This window comes from Mesorhizobium prunaredense, from assembly GCF_900156895.1.
Lineage (GTDB): Bacteria > Pseudomonadota > Alphaproteobacteria > Rhizobiales > Rhizobiaceae > Mesorhizobium > Mesorhizobium prunaredense.
On the sequence record NZ_FTPD01000005.1, the window covers coordinates 103,799 to 118,205 of the forward strand.

15 protein-coding genes are annotated in these 14,407 nt (G+C 62.6%); 5 read left to right on the forward strand and 10 right to left on the reverse strand.

Translation table 11 applies throughout. The annotated features are described in order from the left end of the window. Nucleotides 1-10: 10 nt before the first annotated feature. Nucleotides 11-1,210: a mandelate racemase/muconate lactonizing enzyme family protein gene (locus BQ8794_RS04555; RefSeq protein WP_077373714.1), complete on the forward strand. Its 1,200-nt coding sequence runs from the start codon at nucleotides 11-13 to the stop codon at nucleotides 1,208-1,210. 101 nt (nucleotides 1,211-1,311) lie between these two features. Here BQ8794_RS04555 and BQ8794_RS04560 read toward each other — a convergent pair whose 3' ends face one another. The 7 genes from BQ8794_RS04560 to BQ8794_RS04590 form a co-directional block, all read right to left on the reverse strand. After that, complete coding sequence (locus BQ8794_RS04560) at nucleotides 1,312-2,046, reverse strand: ABC transporter ATP-binding protein (RefSeq protein WP_077373717.1); 735 nt, start codon at nucleotides 2,044-2,046, stop codon at nucleotides 1,312-1,314. After that, nucleotides 2,039-3,811, reverse strand: a complete 1,773-nt coding sequence (locus tag BQ8794_RS04565) for a branched-chain amino acid ABC transporter ATP-binding protein/permease (protein ID WP_143744464.1) — start codon at nucleotides 3,809-3,811, stop codon at nucleotides 2,039-2,041. The genes BQ8794_RS04560 and BQ8794_RS04565 overlap by 8 nt, the downstream gene beginning before the upstream one ends. Next, nucleotides 3,804-4,637 carry a branched-chain amino acid ABC transporter permease gene (locus BQ8794_RS04570; protein ID WP_077373723.1) on the reverse strand — a complete coding sequence of 278 codons (834 nt, stop codon included), beginning with the start codon at nucleotides 4,635-4,637 and terminating at the stop codon, nucleotides 3,804-3,806. The genes BQ8794_RS04565 and BQ8794_RS04570 overlap by 8 nt, the downstream gene beginning before the upstream one ends. A gap of 168 nt (nucleotides 4,638-4,805) precedes the next feature. Continuing rightward, the gene (locus tag BQ8794_RS04575; protein ID WP_077373726.1) at nucleotides 4,806-5,972 is read right to left on the reverse strand and encodes a substrate-binding protein; all 1,167 of its coding nucleotides are present in this window, start codon (nucleotides 5,970-5,972) and stop codon (nucleotides 4,806-4,808) included. Between the two features lie 54 nt (nucleotides 5,973-6,026). Next, nucleotides 6,027-6,872, reverse strand: coding sequence for a nitrilase family protein (locus BQ8794_RS04580; RefSeq protein WP_077373729.1), 846 nt, complete (start codon nucleotides 6,870-6,872; stop codon nucleotides 6,027-6,029). Between the two features lie 261 nt (nucleotides 6,873-7,133). Next, on the reverse strand, nucleotides 7,134-7,763 hold the full coding sequence (locus BQ8794_RS04585) for an ANTAR domain-containing response regulator (protein WP_077373732.1): 630 nt from the start codon (nucleotides 7,761-7,763) through the stop codon (nucleotides 7,134-7,136). Further along, nucleotides 7,764-8,903, reverse strand: coding sequence for a transporter substrate-binding domain-containing protein (locus BQ8794_RS04590; RefSeq protein ID WP_077374266.1), 1,140 nt, complete (start codon nucleotides 8,901-8,903; stop codon nucleotides 7,764-7,766). Nucleotides 8,904-9,660: 757 nt separating this feature from the next. On the opposite strand from BQ8794_RS04590, the gene BQ8794_RS04600 reads away from it, so the two are divergent. Then, on the forward strand, nucleotides 9,661-11,166 hold the full coding sequence (locus BQ8794_RS04600; RefSeq protein ID WP_077374269.1) for a calcium-binding protein: 1,506 nt from the start codon (nucleotides 9,661-9,663) through the stop codon (nucleotides 11,164-11,166). A gap of 123 nt (nucleotides 11,167-11,289) precedes the next feature. On the opposite strand, the gene BQ8794_RS04605 is transcribed toward BQ8794_RS04600, so the two are convergent. Next, nucleotides 11,290-11,541, reverse strand: a complete 252-nt coding sequence (locus BQ8794_RS04605) for a DUF6074 family protein (protein ID WP_023797634.1) — start codon at nucleotides 11,539-11,541, stop codon at nucleotides 11,290-11,292. Nucleotides 11,542-11,612: 71 nt separating this feature from the next. Here BQ8794_RS04605 and BQ8794_RS04610 point away from each other — a divergent pair, with 71 nt between their 5' ends. Next, on the forward strand, nucleotides 11,613-11,798 hold the full coding sequence (locus BQ8794_RS04610; RefSeq protein ID WP_077373737.1) for a hypothetical protein: 186 nt from the start codon (nucleotides 11,613-11,615) through the stop codon (nucleotides 11,796-11,798). Nucleotides 11,799-11,801: 3 nt separating this feature from the next. Here the strand turns inward: BQ8794_RS04610 and BQ8794_RS04615 are convergent, their stop codons facing one another. After that, complete coding sequence (locus BQ8794_RS04615; protein WP_167378630.1) at nucleotides 11,802-12,671, reverse strand: LysR family transcriptional regulator; 870 nt, start codon at nucleotides 12,669-12,671, stop codon at nucleotides 11,802-11,804. Nucleotides 12,672-12,906: 235 nt separating this feature from the next. On the opposite strand from BQ8794_RS04615, the gene BQ8794_RS04620 reads away from it, so the two are divergent. Both BQ8794_RS04620 and BQ8794_RS04625 read left to right on the forward strand, forming a co-directional pair. Then, nucleotides 12,907-13,062: a YjiS-like domain-containing protein gene (locus BQ8794_RS04620; RefSeq protein WP_077373744.1), complete on the forward strand. Its 156-nt coding sequence runs from the start codon at nucleotides 12,907-12,909 to the stop codon at nucleotides 13,060-13,062. A gap of 16 nt (nucleotides 13,063-13,078) precedes the next feature. Next, nucleotides 13,079-13,324, forward strand: a complete 246-nt coding sequence (locus BQ8794_RS04625; RefSeq protein ID WP_210189813.1) for a hypothetical protein — start codon at nucleotides 13,079-13,081, stop codon at nucleotides 13,322-13,324. On the opposite strand, the gene BQ8794_RS04630 is transcribed toward BQ8794_RS04625, so the two are convergent. After that, complete coding sequence (locus BQ8794_RS04630; RefSeq protein ID WP_077374271.1) at nucleotides 13,279-14,313, reverse strand: LacI family DNA-binding transcriptional regulator; 1,035 nt, start codon at nucleotides 14,311-14,313, stop codon at nucleotides 13,279-13,281. The two genes, BQ8794_RS04625 and BQ8794_RS04630, sit on opposite strands and share 46 nt — an antisense overlap. Nucleotides 14,314-14,407 lie beyond the last annotated feature (94 nt).

A 14,407-nucleotide genomic window follows, 5' to 3' on the forward strand; every position in this document is an offset into this window, starting at 1 on the left:
AGAACCGAAGATGAAGATCACCGACCTCCGCTGTGCCGTCATCGGCAAGCACCCCATCGTTCGCATCGTCACCGACGAGGGCCTCCATGGCCTGGGCGAGGTCGAGTACACCAAGCCCTATCTCAAGCCCTGGGTCCTGCATTTTCGCGAGGCGCTGATCGGCGAGGACCCGACCGACGTCGAAAGGGTGATGCTGAAGATCCGCCAACGCGGCTCTTTCAAGCCCTATGGCGCAGCGGTAAGCGCTATCGAGCATGCGCTGTGGGACATTGCCGGCAAGGCCGCAGGCGTGCCGGCCTACAAACTGCTCGGCGGCAAGGTACGCGACAAGGTGCGCGTCTACAACGGCTCGATCCGCAGGAAACGCACGGGCGACCGACCGGAGGATTACGCCGCTGACGTCAAATGGATGATGGAGCAGCCGCAGAACTTCTTCATGATCAAGCAAGGAATCTCGTTCCACTCCAACATGAAGGACACCATCGACGGCTTCCATTACGGCGTGACGCAGAAGAAGGCCGGCTATCACGGTGCCATGGATCAGGGTGTGATCAGCGAGCGCGGTTTCAATCACATGCTCGACTGCGTGATCGCGATGAAGGAAGTGCTGGGCGACAAGGTCAGCCTGGCGCTCGACTGCGGCCCGGGCTGGATGCTGCCCGATGCGATCAAGTTCGCTCGCGCGGTCGAGAAGTACAATTTGATGTGGCTCGAGGACATGCTGACTGGCGACTATGTGCCGTGGGTCAATCCGCAGGCCTATCGGGAGCTGACCACCTCCACCTCGACGCCAATCCATACCGGCGAGCAGATCTACCTCAGGCACAATTTCAAGGAGCTGATCGAGACGCAGGCGGTGCGCGTCATCGGCCCCGATCCAGCCGATATTGGCGGCATTGCCGAACTCAAATGGGTCGCCGAGCACGCCCATATGCACTCGATCCTGATGGCGCCGCACGGCACGGCGAACGGCCTGCTTGGCCTCGGCGCGTTGATCAATGTCTGCGCCACCTTGCCCGCCAACTACATCGCCTTCGAATATCCGAGCGCCTCCGACCCCTGGTGGGAGGACCTCGTAATCGGCCTGCCGTCGCAGATCGTGACGGACAGCATGGTGGACCTGCTGGAAGCGCCGGGGCTGGGCCTCGATATCGACGCCGAAGCAGCCCGAAAGTATCTCAGGGAAGAGGATGCGGGCTTCTTCGACTGACCATCTTCTTGCGTCCTCGGCCGGAACGCGCCCCGAACCGGACTATGTCCTGGTTGCCGGTCCGGACATTCCTGTCGCCGCGTCCGTTCCGGATGCATGTCTTAGATCTTCAGATGCTGAAGAACTCGGGCCGCTGTGCCCGCCGTCACATCTCCGGCATCGTCGATCCGGCCGAGCTTCAGCACAGCCCAGCTGTCCGCGATGCCGAGGGCGAAAGGCAAGTTCTGCTCGACGATCAGGATCGTCGTGCCGTTCGTCCTGCGCTCCTGCCTGAGTGCCGCGGCGATGCGTTCGACGACTGAGGGCTGCAGGCCCTCGGAAATCTCGTCGATCAGCAACAGCTTCGGCTGCAGCATCAGCGCGCGGCCGAGGATGAGCATCTTCTGCTCGCCGCCGGACAGCGTTCCGGCCCGTTGCGACAGGCGCTCCCTGAGGAACGGAAAATGCCCAAAAACCCGTTCCACGGCTTGCGCAAAATCGCGATCCGAGCGCAAGGCGAGGCGCAGATTGTCGCGCACGCTGAGATCCTGGAACAGCGCCTGCTCCTGCGGAGCGTAGCCGACGCCGGACGCGATCAGCGAAGCCTGCGAGACACCTGAAATGGACGCGCCATCGAGGCGGATGTCGCCCGAACGCAGCGCCACGAAGCCGAGGATGGTTTTCAGCACGGTGGTCTTGCCCATGCCGTTCTTGCCCATCAGCGCGAAGATCTGACCGGGCGAAATGGCCAGCGACAGCGCCTCGATGACGGCAACCGGCCCGTAGCCACTCGACACATTCGACAGCGACAGTTTCGGCGCGGAGGTTTTGGCCTCTGCCTGCCTTGTCTCAAGCATGGGCGCCTCCCGAATAGATCGTCCTCACCACTTCGGAATTGACGACCTGATCGACGCTGCCGTCGAGCACCAGCTTGCCCTGGTGGAGAACGACGATCCTGGTCGAGATGTTGCGGACGAAATCGAGATCGTGCTCGACCAGGATGGCGGCGAAGCCGAGCTCGCCAGTCAGCTTCTGCAGCGTCGCGCCGATGGTGGTGCGTTCGACCTTGGTCAGCCCGGCCGTCGGCTCGTCGAGCAGGATGAGTTTTGGCTCGAGCGCAACGACCATGGCGAGCTCGAGACTCTGCTTCTGGCCATGCGACAGCAGCGACACCGGCCGGCCGAGCATGCGGTCGAGCCCGGTCGAGCGCAGAATGTCGGCGGCGGCCGCCGGCAATCCAAGCATGGCGGAGCGGCGCAGCAGGCTCGGCGCCTTGCGCGAGGCGCGTGCCATGCGCAGGCAGTCGGCGACGGTCAGGCTGTCGAAGACGCTCGCCACCTGGAATTTGCGTCCGACCCCGAGTGCGACGATTTCATCCGGCGTCATGCCGCTGATGTCCTGGCCGGCGATGGTGACGGTTCCTGTGGTTGCTTCGGTTCCGTCGCTCAGGCAGCGCAACAGCGTCGTCTTGCCTGCGCCATTCGGACCGACGAGGCTGACCAGCTCGCCGGGGTGAACGTCGAGGTCGATCCCTTGCAGCACCTGCAGGCTGCCGAAGGATTTGCCGAGGCCGCTGACGGCGAGCACGCGGTTGCCGGGCTGCGACCCGTTGCCGGCCGGCTCGGCGGTGAGGGTAGGGCACCCCGGTTGGCTGGCCTGCTCTCCATTGCGGCGCGGCAGGACCATTCTGGCCAGTTGCGCCAGCCCGTTCGGCAGAAGGATGATCATCACGACGAACAGCGAGCCGACCACCAGGTTCCACAGGAAGGGCAGGTCGCCGGAGAGCTGGGCGCTGAGGTAATCGATGCCGATCGCGCCCATCACCGGCCCGATGATCGTGCCGCGGCCGCCCAGCGCCGTCCAGATGACGATCTCGGTGCCGAAGACGAAGCCGGTATTTTCCGGCGCCACCACGCCCGAGGCGTTGGCATAGAGGAAGCCGGCAACGCCGGCGACGCCGGCAAGGATCGTTGTCAGCACGATCTTCAGCCGCTGCGGATCGAGACCGAGATAGGCGCAGCGCGCTTCATTGTCGCGAATGGCGACGAGCAGCTTGCCGGCGTCCGAGCGGGTGAAGACTAGGGCGACGAGCGTGGTCACGATGAGGCAGATGCCGGTCAGCCGGAAATAGCCCGGCAGCCCGAGCGGCAGGCCGGAATAGCCGACCAGCCCGCTGCTCGATCCGGTCCACACGCCACCCGAAAACACCAGCTGCGTGACCACGATCGGCACGACCAGTGAAATCACCGTCGCATAGAGCGGCGTCGAGCCGTGGCCGAATGACAGCCAGCCAACGAAGGCACCGAGCAGCACCGGCACGATGATCGCCAATGCAAGCGCCAGGACCATCAGCGCCGGGGAGGCGCCGAGATGGCTGAGCACCATGGCGCTGGCATAGGCGCCGGTGCCGAAGAACGCAGCCTGGCCGAAGGTCAGGATGCCAGTGTAGCCCCACAGGATGTCGACGGTCACCGCCAACATGGCGTAGATCATTGAGCGCGTCAGCACGTTGAGCGTAAAGCGGTCGAACAGCGTCGGGCCGATGATGACGACGACCGCCGTTGCAAGCGCCAATGCGGCAAACAGCCAGACCCTTGGCGGGGTGGAACGGCTCTCAAGCACGGGCAAATCCCTTCGGGCTGATGCGCAGCACCAGGGCGCACAGGACCGCCACCGTGATGCCGCCGAAAATGGGGCTGACGAAAGTGCTGACCAGAACCTGGGCGCCACCGAAGACGAGGCAGGCGATGGCCAGCGTCGAGAAGGACGAGCCGGCGACCATGACCAGCATGAACGAGCCGATCAGCCAGGCGACACCCATGTTCGGGTCGATGCTGGTCAACGGCGTCAACAGCACGCCGGCCAGCGCGGCGAGCCCGGTGCCGATCATGAAGGTGGCGAGGCGCACGCGCGCGGTGTCGATGCCGAGCGCGCGCGCCAGCATCTCGTTCATGATCACCGCCTGCGCCGACAGGCCGAGCCGCGTGCCTTCGAGAAGGAAGGTGAAGGCGAGCCCGATCACCAGCGCGGCGGCGACCGCAAACAGCCGATAGAGCGAATAGCCGACGCCAAACACATCGACGGTGCCCGACAGGAGATTGGGGGTGAATTGCACGTCGCGCCCGAACCACAGCGTGATCAACTGACCGATGACGATGCCTAGACCCCAGGTCGCCAGGATCGCGTCGAGCGGGCGGCGATAGAGCGGTCGCACGATGACCAATTCGGTGATGCCGCCAAGGACTGCGCCGACGGCAAAGGCGATCGGCAGCGCCAGCCAGGGGTTGAGCCCAAGCCCGGCTGTTGCCACCGCGCAATAGGCGCCGATCGTCAGCCAGGCGCCGTGCGCGAAATTGATGATCTTCAGCACCCCGAAAATCGCCAGCAGGCCGGCGGCGACGATGAACAGGATCGCCGCCGTCGTCACCATGTCCAGGAGAAGCATCATGGCAAGTCCCCGATCATCTGGAAGGGGTGGCGGACATTCGCGACCCCTAATGCACGTCGCGCAAAAGTGCGCAGCGGTTTTGCGATAACGACATGCATAAAAACAACAACTAAAGCGCGTCGCATGAGGACGGCCAAACGCGACGCGCTTTTGCGATTGCAGGCGCGACTACAGGTTCGGGCACTGTTCGCCGGGGTCGACGCCCTCGAAAGTGTCGACCACCGTGACCGAGCCATCCGGCTTTACCTGGCCGAGATACATGGTCAGCGGAGCATGGTGCTGCTTGCTCATCGAGACCGTGCCGCGCGGGCCGACAAAGGATACCTCGGCGAGGGCTGCGAGCACAGCAGCGGTGTCGGTCGACCCGGCTTTCTCGACTGCGGCCTTGTAGAGATAGATGCCTTCATATTCCGGCACCGAAAGGTCGTTCGGCGTGCGAAGTTCTGCGCCGAACTTCTTCTGCATGGCGGCAAGGAAGCTCTTGTTGGCGGCGCTGTCGATGCTGGTGACATAGGAAGCGGAAATGAAGATTCCGGCCGCGTCTGCGCCCATGCTCTTGGCGGTTCCTTCATCGACGGCCAGGTTGCCGTAGGGGATGATGACACCGGCGCCGCGCAGCTGCTTGGTCAAGGTGACATTGGGCGCGCCGCCCGCCGTCGAGGTGATCACGGCATCGGCGCCAGAACTCTTCAGATTGGAGATGATCGCCGTCCAGTCGCTGCCTTCCATCGGCAGGTATTCCTCGCCGACGATGCTGGCGCCCGACTTCTCGATGTAAGCCTTGGCGAACTCCAGCATGCCGCGGCCGAAAGCATAGTCCGAGCCGATCAGGAAGAATTTCTTGGCGCCTTGCGACTTGATGAAATTGTCGACGATCGGCGGGACCTGCTGCTCGGGCACCCAGGCGTTGACGAACAAATTGGCGTTGCAGGATTTGCCCTCGTAGAACGAGGTGTAGATGTAGGGGATGTCGCCCTTCGAGATGATCGGCAGGCCGGCATTGCGCGCCGCGCTGGTTTCCATTGTGATGACGGCGTTGACCTCCTTCTGGAAGACCAGCGCATCGAAGGCCTTCTGCGCGCCGGCCGCACCGGAGGCGTCGTCGGCGATCTCCAGGGCAAGCTGCCGCCCCAGCACACCGCCTGCGGCGTTGATCTCGGCGACCGCCAATTCGGCCGACTGGACGACCGAGGGCGCGACGACGCTGTTGGCGCCCGACAGTCCCACCGGGATGCCGATCTTGATTGGCCCGTCCTCGGCGAAGGCGGTGGTCGCCGCGGCGACGCCGGCCAAGGCGGCGCTGGCGATTGCAAGGATCACTGTTCTGTTTCTCATGGTATTCCCCTTTCTCAGTGTTGATCGTACCGGGTCGTGCCGGCTTCTTCTTGGTTATCCGTAGACGTCGGTGCGGCGGTCGCCGATAGCGTCGTTGCGCTCGCTCAGCGCACGGCTCCTGGCGACGTCGCCGAGCCTGATCGTGGCGATGAGAATTTCCTCGTCTTGCTCGCTGGCCGGGCCGGCGATCGGCCAGCCGGTCGGCCCGACGATCAGGCTTCGGCCGACAAAAGGCTGGCCGCGCTCGGTGCCGACGCGGTCGGCGCAGGCGATGTAGATGCCGTTGCTGTGGGCGGCCGCCTTGTGCAGGATGTTGGCCATCGGCTCGAGGTGATGGCCCTGGCCGGGCATCGGCACCCAGTTGGTGGGAACGCAGACCAGCTCGGCACCCTGCAGCGCCAGCTGCCGGTAGGTCTCGGGGAACCAGCCATCGTAGCAGATCGCCACGCCGATCCTGCCGATCGCCGTATCGAACACCGGCAGGCCAAGATTGCCCGGCTGGAAATAGAGCTTCTCCCGGTTCCACAGATGCAGCTTGCGGTAGGTGCCGATAGGGCCGGACGGCCCGCACAGCATGGCTGCGTTGAAGAACCGGTCGCCATCGCGCTCGGCAAGGCCGCTGACGATGTGCATGCCGAGTTCATAGGCCAGCGAGCACAGCAGCATGGCACTGCGTCCGGCAGGAATGGGGGCGGCGATTGCGGCCAACTCTTCCTGGCTGTCGAAGACATAGCCGCTGTCGGCGAGTTCCGGCAGCACCACCACCGTTGCACCGAGCCCGGCGGCCTGGCGGATCAGCCGCTCCATCGATTTGAGATTGTCGTCCAACCGGCCGATGGCCGGCTGGAACTGGATGCAGGCCAGACGGAGGTCCGCGGATGCTTGCTCAGATATTGCCAAGACCAGTCTCCAAACGCAAAAAACCCCTGGCGCGGACATCATCCGCGAGCCAAGGGCTACATAGCCATCAATGTGAAACGGCACTCCTGCCGATGAGCAAACCTGCTCGTGCTTTAAGAAGTTGCACAGCCGGGAGGCGGCGTCAAGGGCAAAAGAGTCCGGCAGTTCGCCGCACCATGAGTGGCTGTTTAGAATAATGAAATCAACGTGTTGTAAGAATTTTCTGATGCGGCAAATCTTGCCGGGCTGTCGGCTGTCCGGCTATTTCTGATTGCCTTTAGCGGAAATCCCGAAGCCGAAAGTCCGCATCGCCTCCTGCGCGGCCAGGATGCCTTCGGCCACCGAAACCAGGGCGACCCGCTTCGATGTCGCCTGGTCGCGGATCAGCTTGTAGGCGGTTTCCTCGTCAACGCCGTTCATCTCGACCAGCACCTTGACCGCCTTCTCGATCGTCCGGCGTCCCTTCAGCGTATCCTCCAGCTTGCGCACCTTATTGGCCAGCCGCCCTTCGTAGCCGTAGCGGTAGCGGGCCAGTGCAAACTGCGTCAGCACGCCCAACTGCCTGAGCGGCTTGGTGATGACGCCATGGGCGTTGAGGTCGATGATCGCCTTGATCGAGGTCGGGCTTTCATAGGTGACGATGGCGACCACGGCGGCGTTGGCGCCCTCGATGAGCGACACCATCGCGTCTGTCGGCGCCTCGCCGACCTGCACGAACACCGTGTCGATGTCGGCCGGGATCGAGGCCGGCGGCGGCCACGCCGCCCTGACTTCACAGCCAAGGCGCCTGAGGTGGTCGACGAGGGCGGCGCCATCCTCGTCCTTCGGGTGCACGACGAGGATCTTCGCCTGCCGGAGATCGCTAAGGATTCGTTTGAGCGTCGCCGTCATCTAAAGCCACGGCTCTTCGAAATGGGTCGCAGCAAGATAGGGGTCTGGCCGGATCGCGACCTGCGACTGCCAGGCGATGTCGAACTGCCCGGTGGCGTTGGCGATGCCGATGCGTGGCGTCGACCAGACGTGGCGGTTTTCCTGGTCGAACATCATCCTGCCCTCCGGCGACGCATAGTCAACCTCAAGCGCCGCCTGGCCGAGGCGGAAGGTGTCGAGGGTTCCGGCCTTTTCCAGCGCGCGGGCGAACAGGTGAACCTGCGTATACGCCGTCTGCGACCACATGGTCGCCGTCGTGCGGTCGCCGAAGCGGCGGGCGAGCTCACCGACGAAGCGCTGGTTCTCGCCGCTGTCGACGCTCGCCAGATAGGGGGCGGCCAGAACATGTCCGGTGCAGTGCTCGGCGCCGATCACGCGAATCTCGCCTTCGGCGAGAGTCAGGCTGGCGATCGGCCGCCGTGTCCGGTCGATGCCGGCTTCGGCATAGAGCCTGTAGAGGATCTGTGCGCTGCGCCCGATGACGGTCGAGAAGACGGCGTTCGGCGCGGCCTTCTCGATGTCGGCCATCAGCCGGCGCATGCGGCGTTCATCGGCGTCGAGCGGCACATACTGTTCCTCGACGATGGTGCCGCCCTTGCATTCCAGGAGGTCGCGCATCACCCGGTTGGATTCATGCGGATAGATGTAGTCGGACCCGGCCATGAAGACGCGCGGTCCGTAGCGCTGCAGGATGAAGTCGGCCAGTGCGAAGGTGTTCTGGTTGAGCGTGGCGCCGGTGTAGAGGACGTTTTCCGAATATTCGAAGCCTTCGTAGATCGACGGGTACCAGAGCAGGCCGTTGTGGCGCTCGACGATCGGCAGCACCGCCTTGCGGCTGCCCGACATCGAGCAGCCGAAGATGACGTTGACATCGTCCTCGGTCAGAAGCTTGCGGGCCAGCGAGCGGAACGCCTCGGGGTCGCTGCCAGGATCGTAGGCGATCGGCTCGATCTGCCGCCCCAGCACGCCGCCGCCGGCATTGATCTCCTCGATGGCGAGCGCGGTTCCATAGAAATGCTCGCTTTCGGTGACCGAGGTGATGCCGCTGCGCGAAAAAAGGATGCCGACGCGCCATGTCCCGGCTGTTTCTCTCACGGCAATCCTCCCTAGGCTTTTCCGGCAAAGGCCTATTGCACGCGAGGCGTCATGGCAATCGCCGTCGGCGCTGGAGTGGCGCTGGAGCCCGGCCGGGGCACGAGTGCCAGCATGCTGCGACGATGCTGACCGCAACTTTCGGGGCAAGGAAAGCGAAGAGCAGGAGGCGGCTTACTTCAGATGTATTGGTGCCGTTGAGCATGGCGACATCGGTGAGGCCACGGTTGGCTCCATCCGTATGTTGGCCTAGGTACAAATGGGCTCGACGCAAAAGGTCGATCAAAGCGCCATCGGGTTCTCGGCTGATGTTGGGGCCGTCTGTAAGTACGATGCGTGTTCGATCCCGCGCCGCATCATACCGATTGGACATTCGATGGAAGTCACTTCAGCTCCATCGCCAGGTGGTAGAATCCGTTCGAGCAGCAGTTCCGATAACGAGCGGCGATCCAGTTCGATGGTCAATGACCCCAGCTTGAGGGTGATCCTGCGAATGATCCTTTGGAGCAGAGATCGCTTCGGGTCCGCAGTGCCTGATGCCCAGCACGACCGCACCTCGTCGGCTCGCCGCATCGCCGACTGGATTTCACCAGCGTCGGCCCATTGCCGAATCCAATCAGAAAGTTCGGCATGATCACCGAATTAACCACATTCGAAGAAGGCGAAAGGCGGTTGGGTTTGTCACCGATCCGTCTCGAGTAACATGTTACTGTTGGAATTGGGGCATCCGCATCACGTCCAGGCGCAAAGGCAAGGAAGAGACAGGATGCCGACCTTAAGCAATGGCAGTGAACTCATCGTATGGAACGAACCCGAGAATCCCAATCCGACCCCTGACTCGGTCCTTTTCAGCATTACGGAAACAGACGGCGACGTAATCGGACCGATAGGCGCAAAGCCGGATTTCCCTTTCGGTGGGATCGAACTAGCTTCGGTCGATGTCTTCGATGGCTTCTTCACCATCACCAGCTTCACCCACGAGGGCAGGACCGAAACCTGGACGACAGTGGAAACGCAGGTCTTCGACAACGAAGGCAATTTTCTCCGCACCGTGTCCGACCAGGCGGCCTTCCAGTCGGTCCGGATCGTCTCGATCAGCGCCGACAGCCCCGACGACCTCACGGTGACATGGATCGGGGCGAACGAATATTTCGGCGGCGAAAACACCCAATACGGTCAGCATCAGATCATCTTGAAAGGGCGCGTGCTTCAGTCCGACACCTTCGTTAATCACGCGCCCAACGTTGCCGACCTGGACTTGTCGATTTCGCAGGCGCAATCTCTCGACGACGTCAAGTTCAGCGCGACAGATGCCGACTACGATCTCTTGAACTTTATCGTCTTGGACGGGCCGGACAGCGGCACCCTGGAGCAGGAGACGAGTTTCGACGGTAACTACTACCCGTTTCACCAGGGTCATTATGGCACTACCCTGCACTATCATGCGGATTTTCTGAGCGGAAACCTGTTCGACTACACACCGGAGGCAGGGTTCATCGGCACCGACAGCTTTACGGTTTACGCTACGGACGGCCAGGGCAACAGCAATGTGGCGACGATTACGATCACAGTCACTCCGCCGGCCGAATCCATTACCCTGACCGACGCCAAAAACATCGCGAGCTACGCAAGCCATGATCATCCCGTGCTCGTCGCCGCGCTGGGCGGGGGCGACCGCATCAGCGGCACCCCGTTCAACGATACGCTCGACGGCGGTGCCGGCCACGACCAGCTGTTCGGCGGCGCGGGCGCGGACGACATCATTGGAGGCGCGGGCACCGATTGGCTGAAGGGCGGCGCTGGCGATGACGAGATCAGCGGTGGTGAGGGCGCAGACGGTGTCCGCGGTGACACTGGCGACGACGTCCTCGACGGCGGCGCCGGCTCCGACGACATGCGAGGTGGTGCTGGCGACGACATCCTCAATGGCGGCGCCGGCCGCGACCGGCTGGCCGGCGAGGGGGGCAGGGATGTCTTCGTGTTCGACGCACTTGGGCCGGCGAACTACGACAGGATAGAAGACTTCAATGCGCTCGACGATGTGTTCTGGCTGGACAGCTCCGCATTCGTCGGGCTGTCGGCCGGCTCGCTTTCCGCTGCGGTTTTCGTCGTCGGCAAGCACGCCATCGATGACAACGACCACATCATTTACGACAGGGAGACCGGCGATCTGCTGTTCGATGTGGACGGGGCAGGAGCAGCGGCGACTGTCAAGTTTGCCGCCCTGGACCCGAGCACATTCGTCACAGTGAACGACTTCTTCGTGTTATAGGCGCGCATGGTGGGGCGCAGCTACATAGACCGGGCGTGATCGCGCCCATGCGTATTGAAAAACCTTGCATTTGACGGATGCAGTGGTGCCACGCGGCAATCCATCGTCGTGAGCCAGCCGATGCTATTGTGCTAGTTTCGCCGCACTGCGGGTGGCTATATCATCCAAGACAGCATGAAGAAGCGTTCCGACTTCCTGTTCGGCCAGCCCGGGTGCAATTCCTGATTCGGATAATTGAACGAGAATTGCCTTGGCGGTGTTGCGCCAGAAGGCGTTCGCGTCCTCCCCGTTCTTGGACTCCAGGACCAGGGCGATCCCTTCGACCAATTTCCGCCGCCGATGCAGCGGAAATGCGCTTATGTTTGAATCGCACATAGATCACCTCACCCCTTCAGTCGCGCGAATAAGCATTGGCGGGTTAGAAAATTTGGTTAACAGCGCTCTTTTTGACGGTGGTCAGCCATGGAACAAAGCGTCCGCTGGGCTCGATGGTCGGTGCCGCGAATAGCGGCTGGACGCAGCGGCATGGCGAGTTCGAGTCTCTGTTGAAGTATTACGGCCTAGGCCTGATGGCGCAGGAGTCCGGCATGAGTGCCAGCATGCCGTTCAGCTGGCGGCCGATCGACGCCTGAGGCTTACCGGATCGGAGTCTCGCCGCGAAACAGCGGCTGGTGCGCCCGCATCAAGGCGGCAATCCGGTCGGCGACTTTTCGGACCGGCGGCGCGTGACGTTCCTCGTGATGGGTGACGATCCATTGGTCGGTTTCCAGCTCGGGGATAGGCTGAGCGACGCGAACCAGCCGCGGATCGCTGTCACCGACGAAGCACGGAAAGATCGAAAGGCCGGCGCCGGCGGCCACCAGTTCGCGCACCGAATGGGTGTTGTTGCCGCGCACGGCGATGCGGTCGCCGTGATGGGCTTGCAGCCAGCGGGCCGAGGCAATGTTTGCCGCTTCGCCGGTGACGCCGACGAACAACCCGGCGGCGATGCCGTTGATCAGGCGGCGTCCGGAATAAATGGCGTAGGCGACCTTGCCGCTCTGACGGCCGGCCAGCCACTGCTCGGTCGGGCGCTCGCTGCGGATGCCGATGTCGGCGGCACGGCGGCCGATGTCGACGCGGTCGGTGGTGGTGACGAGCTCCACCCTTATGCCGTCATCGACCGTCCAGATCTCGCCGATATGGGCGGAAACGAAGGCTGAGGTCCATGGCCCGGCCGAGACGCGGACAATGCGGTCGGGCAGGTTCCCCTCGCGCCAGCGGGTCAGCGACTGCATTGCTGCCTCGACGTCTTCGGCGCGCCGCAGCAGTTCTTCACCGACCGGGGTCAGCTGGTAGCCTGTCTGCTGACGCACGAACAGCGGTTCGCCGATCTGCTTTTCGAGTGCGGTGATGCGTCGTCCAAGGGTGGCTGCGCTGAGGCGCGTCGTTCCCGTCGCTGCGCTCAAGCCACCCAGCCGCGCAACGTCGAGAAACAACCTCAGATCGTCCCAGTCGATATCCATTTTGCAGAAATGAAAAACTCCTTGCGACCGTGGCTGTAGCGCGAAGCGGGCATCACGCGCAAGTATCGAGGCATTGGAGGCGTTGGACAATCCTGCTTGGCGGGACAGTGACAAGCGCGTCGGCTGGCCAAGAAGCCAGCGCAATCCTTGCGATCGCGCATGCGCTACGCGCAGATGCTTTGCGCTTTCGACCAACCCAAGCGCGCGGGCATTCTGAGCGCCAAAGGAGACCATCATGTTTCATAAACTTCGACACCGTTTCGCCCGCTGGCTTGCCTATCGCCAGACGCTTGCGAGCTTGAGGCAGGCCCCAGACAGCACGCTGGCGGATGCTGGCATTTCTCGCGAAGAGATCCGCGAGCATGCCCGCCACGCCAGCCTGCGTCGTTGAGATAATGGAGGCGGCAATGCAGATGATGGAGCTTTGGGATGGCCGCTCGGTACCGCGCATCGGGATCGGCACCTGGGCGGCGGGTGGCGCCGCGCGCTGGCGTGACACCGCGACCATCTATGGCGAGGTCGACGACATCAGGTCGCAAGCCGCGCTGGCGATGGCCTATGACATCGGCGCGCGGGTGTTCCGACACGGCTGCCTATGCTGCCGGCGTCAGATGTTTTCCGGCGTCACTATTTCAAAAGGTATAGACCGCTGAAGGGTCGCGACCGGTGCTTGCGGTCCAACCACGTCAATCATCGTCTGCACAAGGAGGGCCGAGGTCGCCTCGAGTGGATGACAAAGCGCTGCTGTGATTAATCCCTCGGACAAGCCTTTTCGCGTCTCGGGGCCAATGTCACGGCAAACCAGCTTGATTCCCGCTCGCCTTTCGGCAGGGACCTCTCGCAGCGCACGGAGCACCCCGGTTATTCCACCACCGACGATCAGAATTCCCACAAGGTCATCAGTCGTCTTCAGGAGCTCGGCCACCATACGGTAAGCCTCGCTCGATTCCTCACGAGTAGGGCGACTTTCTTCCACTGCGAGCCGCGGAGCGTGTTCGCGCAAATACGAACGGAAGCTGGCGTCTGAAACGTCTTGGCATTGATACCGGTGATTGCCTATGAAAACCGCAATGCGCCCTGGACCTTGGGTGGTTTGCGCAATCAAGAATGCCGCCGTACGCCCCAGCTTCCAGTTGTCCGTTCCCACATAGGCCGCTCGTTCCGGCGCGGATTGGTCCGTAATGTAAGCAACAACGGGCTTCCCCATTTCCTTCAGTGAACGGATAGCCTGTCCTATAATAGGGTGATCTGGCGCGATCACCGCGACTGCGTCGCAGGTGTCGCCGAGCGCGATGAGGCGGCTAGAGATAGTCTCCGGCGTCAGTAGGTCCACGAACTCGACGATCGCCTCAACAATCTCGTCGCGACGATCGCGACAAGCTGCGATGATTTTCTTCCCGAACAGTTTGTAGAGTTCACGGGTCGATTGCTGCAGCAGGAAACCAAATCGGTGATGGGGCGACAGTTTCCTGGCCCGGTCGTCGATCGCCCCGATCCCATAGAACCCGATTTCTTCGGCTGCGCTTTGCACTCGTTGCACGGTTTTTGGGCGAACGGAGACAGTGCCGCTGAGGATTCTGTTCACGGTGGCCACTGATACGCCAGCGGCTTGAGCGAGGTCGCGAATCGTCGGTCGCCTCATAGAACCGTCCCTCTCCTGTATCATCATGAGTGAGATATTATGATACAAATGCAATCTCAATACTATTTTTGTGTTCCGACGATATCAAGCCTCC

Bases quoted from the DNA above. Each gene is read 5' to 3' on its own strand.
- BQ8794_RS04555 (WP_077373714.1), top strand. From the start codon at position 11: ATGAAGATCACCGACCTCCGCTGTGCCGTCATCGGCAAGCACCCCATC.
- BQ8794_RS04560 (WP_077373717.1), bottom strand. From the start codon at position 2,046: ATGCTTGAGACAAGGCAGGCAGAGGCCAAAACCTCCGCGCCGAAACTG.
- BQ8794_RS04570 (WP_077373723.1), bottom strand. From the start codon at position 4,637: ATGATGCTTCTCCTGGACATGGTGACGACGGCGGCGATCCTGTTCATC.
- BQ8794_RS04575 (WP_077373726.1), bottom strand. From the start codon at position 5,972: ATGAGAAACAGAACAGTGATCCTTGCAATCGCCAGCGCCGCCTTGGCC.
- BQ8794_RS04585 (WP_077373732.1), bottom strand. From the start codon at position 7,763: ATGACGGCGACGCTCAAACGAATCCTTAGCGATCTCCGGCAGGCGAAG.
- BQ8794_RS04600 (WP_077374269.1), top strand. From the start codon at position 9,661: ATGCCGACCTTAAGCAATGGCAGTGAACTCATCGTATGGAACGAACCC.
- BQ8794_RS04605 (WP_023797634.1), bottom strand. From the start codon at position 11,541: ATGTGCGATTCAAACATAAGCGCATTTCCGCTGCATCGGCGGCGGAAA.
- BQ8794_RS04615 (WP_167378630.1), bottom strand. From the start codon at position 12,671: ATGGATATCGACTGGGACGATCTGAGGTTGTTTCTCGACGTTGCGCGG.
- BQ8794_RS04620 (WP_077373744.1), top strand. From the start codon at position 12,907: ATGTTTCATAAACTTCGACACCGTTTCGCCCGCTGGCTTGCCTATCGC.
- BQ8794_RS04625 (WP_210189813.1), top strand. From the start codon at position 13,079: ATGCAGATGATGGAGCTTTGGGATGGCCGCTCGGTACCGCGCATCGGG.
- BQ8794_RS04630 (WP_077374271.1), bottom strand. From the start codon at position 14,313: ATGAGGCGACCGACGATTCGCGACCTCGCTCAAGCCGCTGGCGTATCA.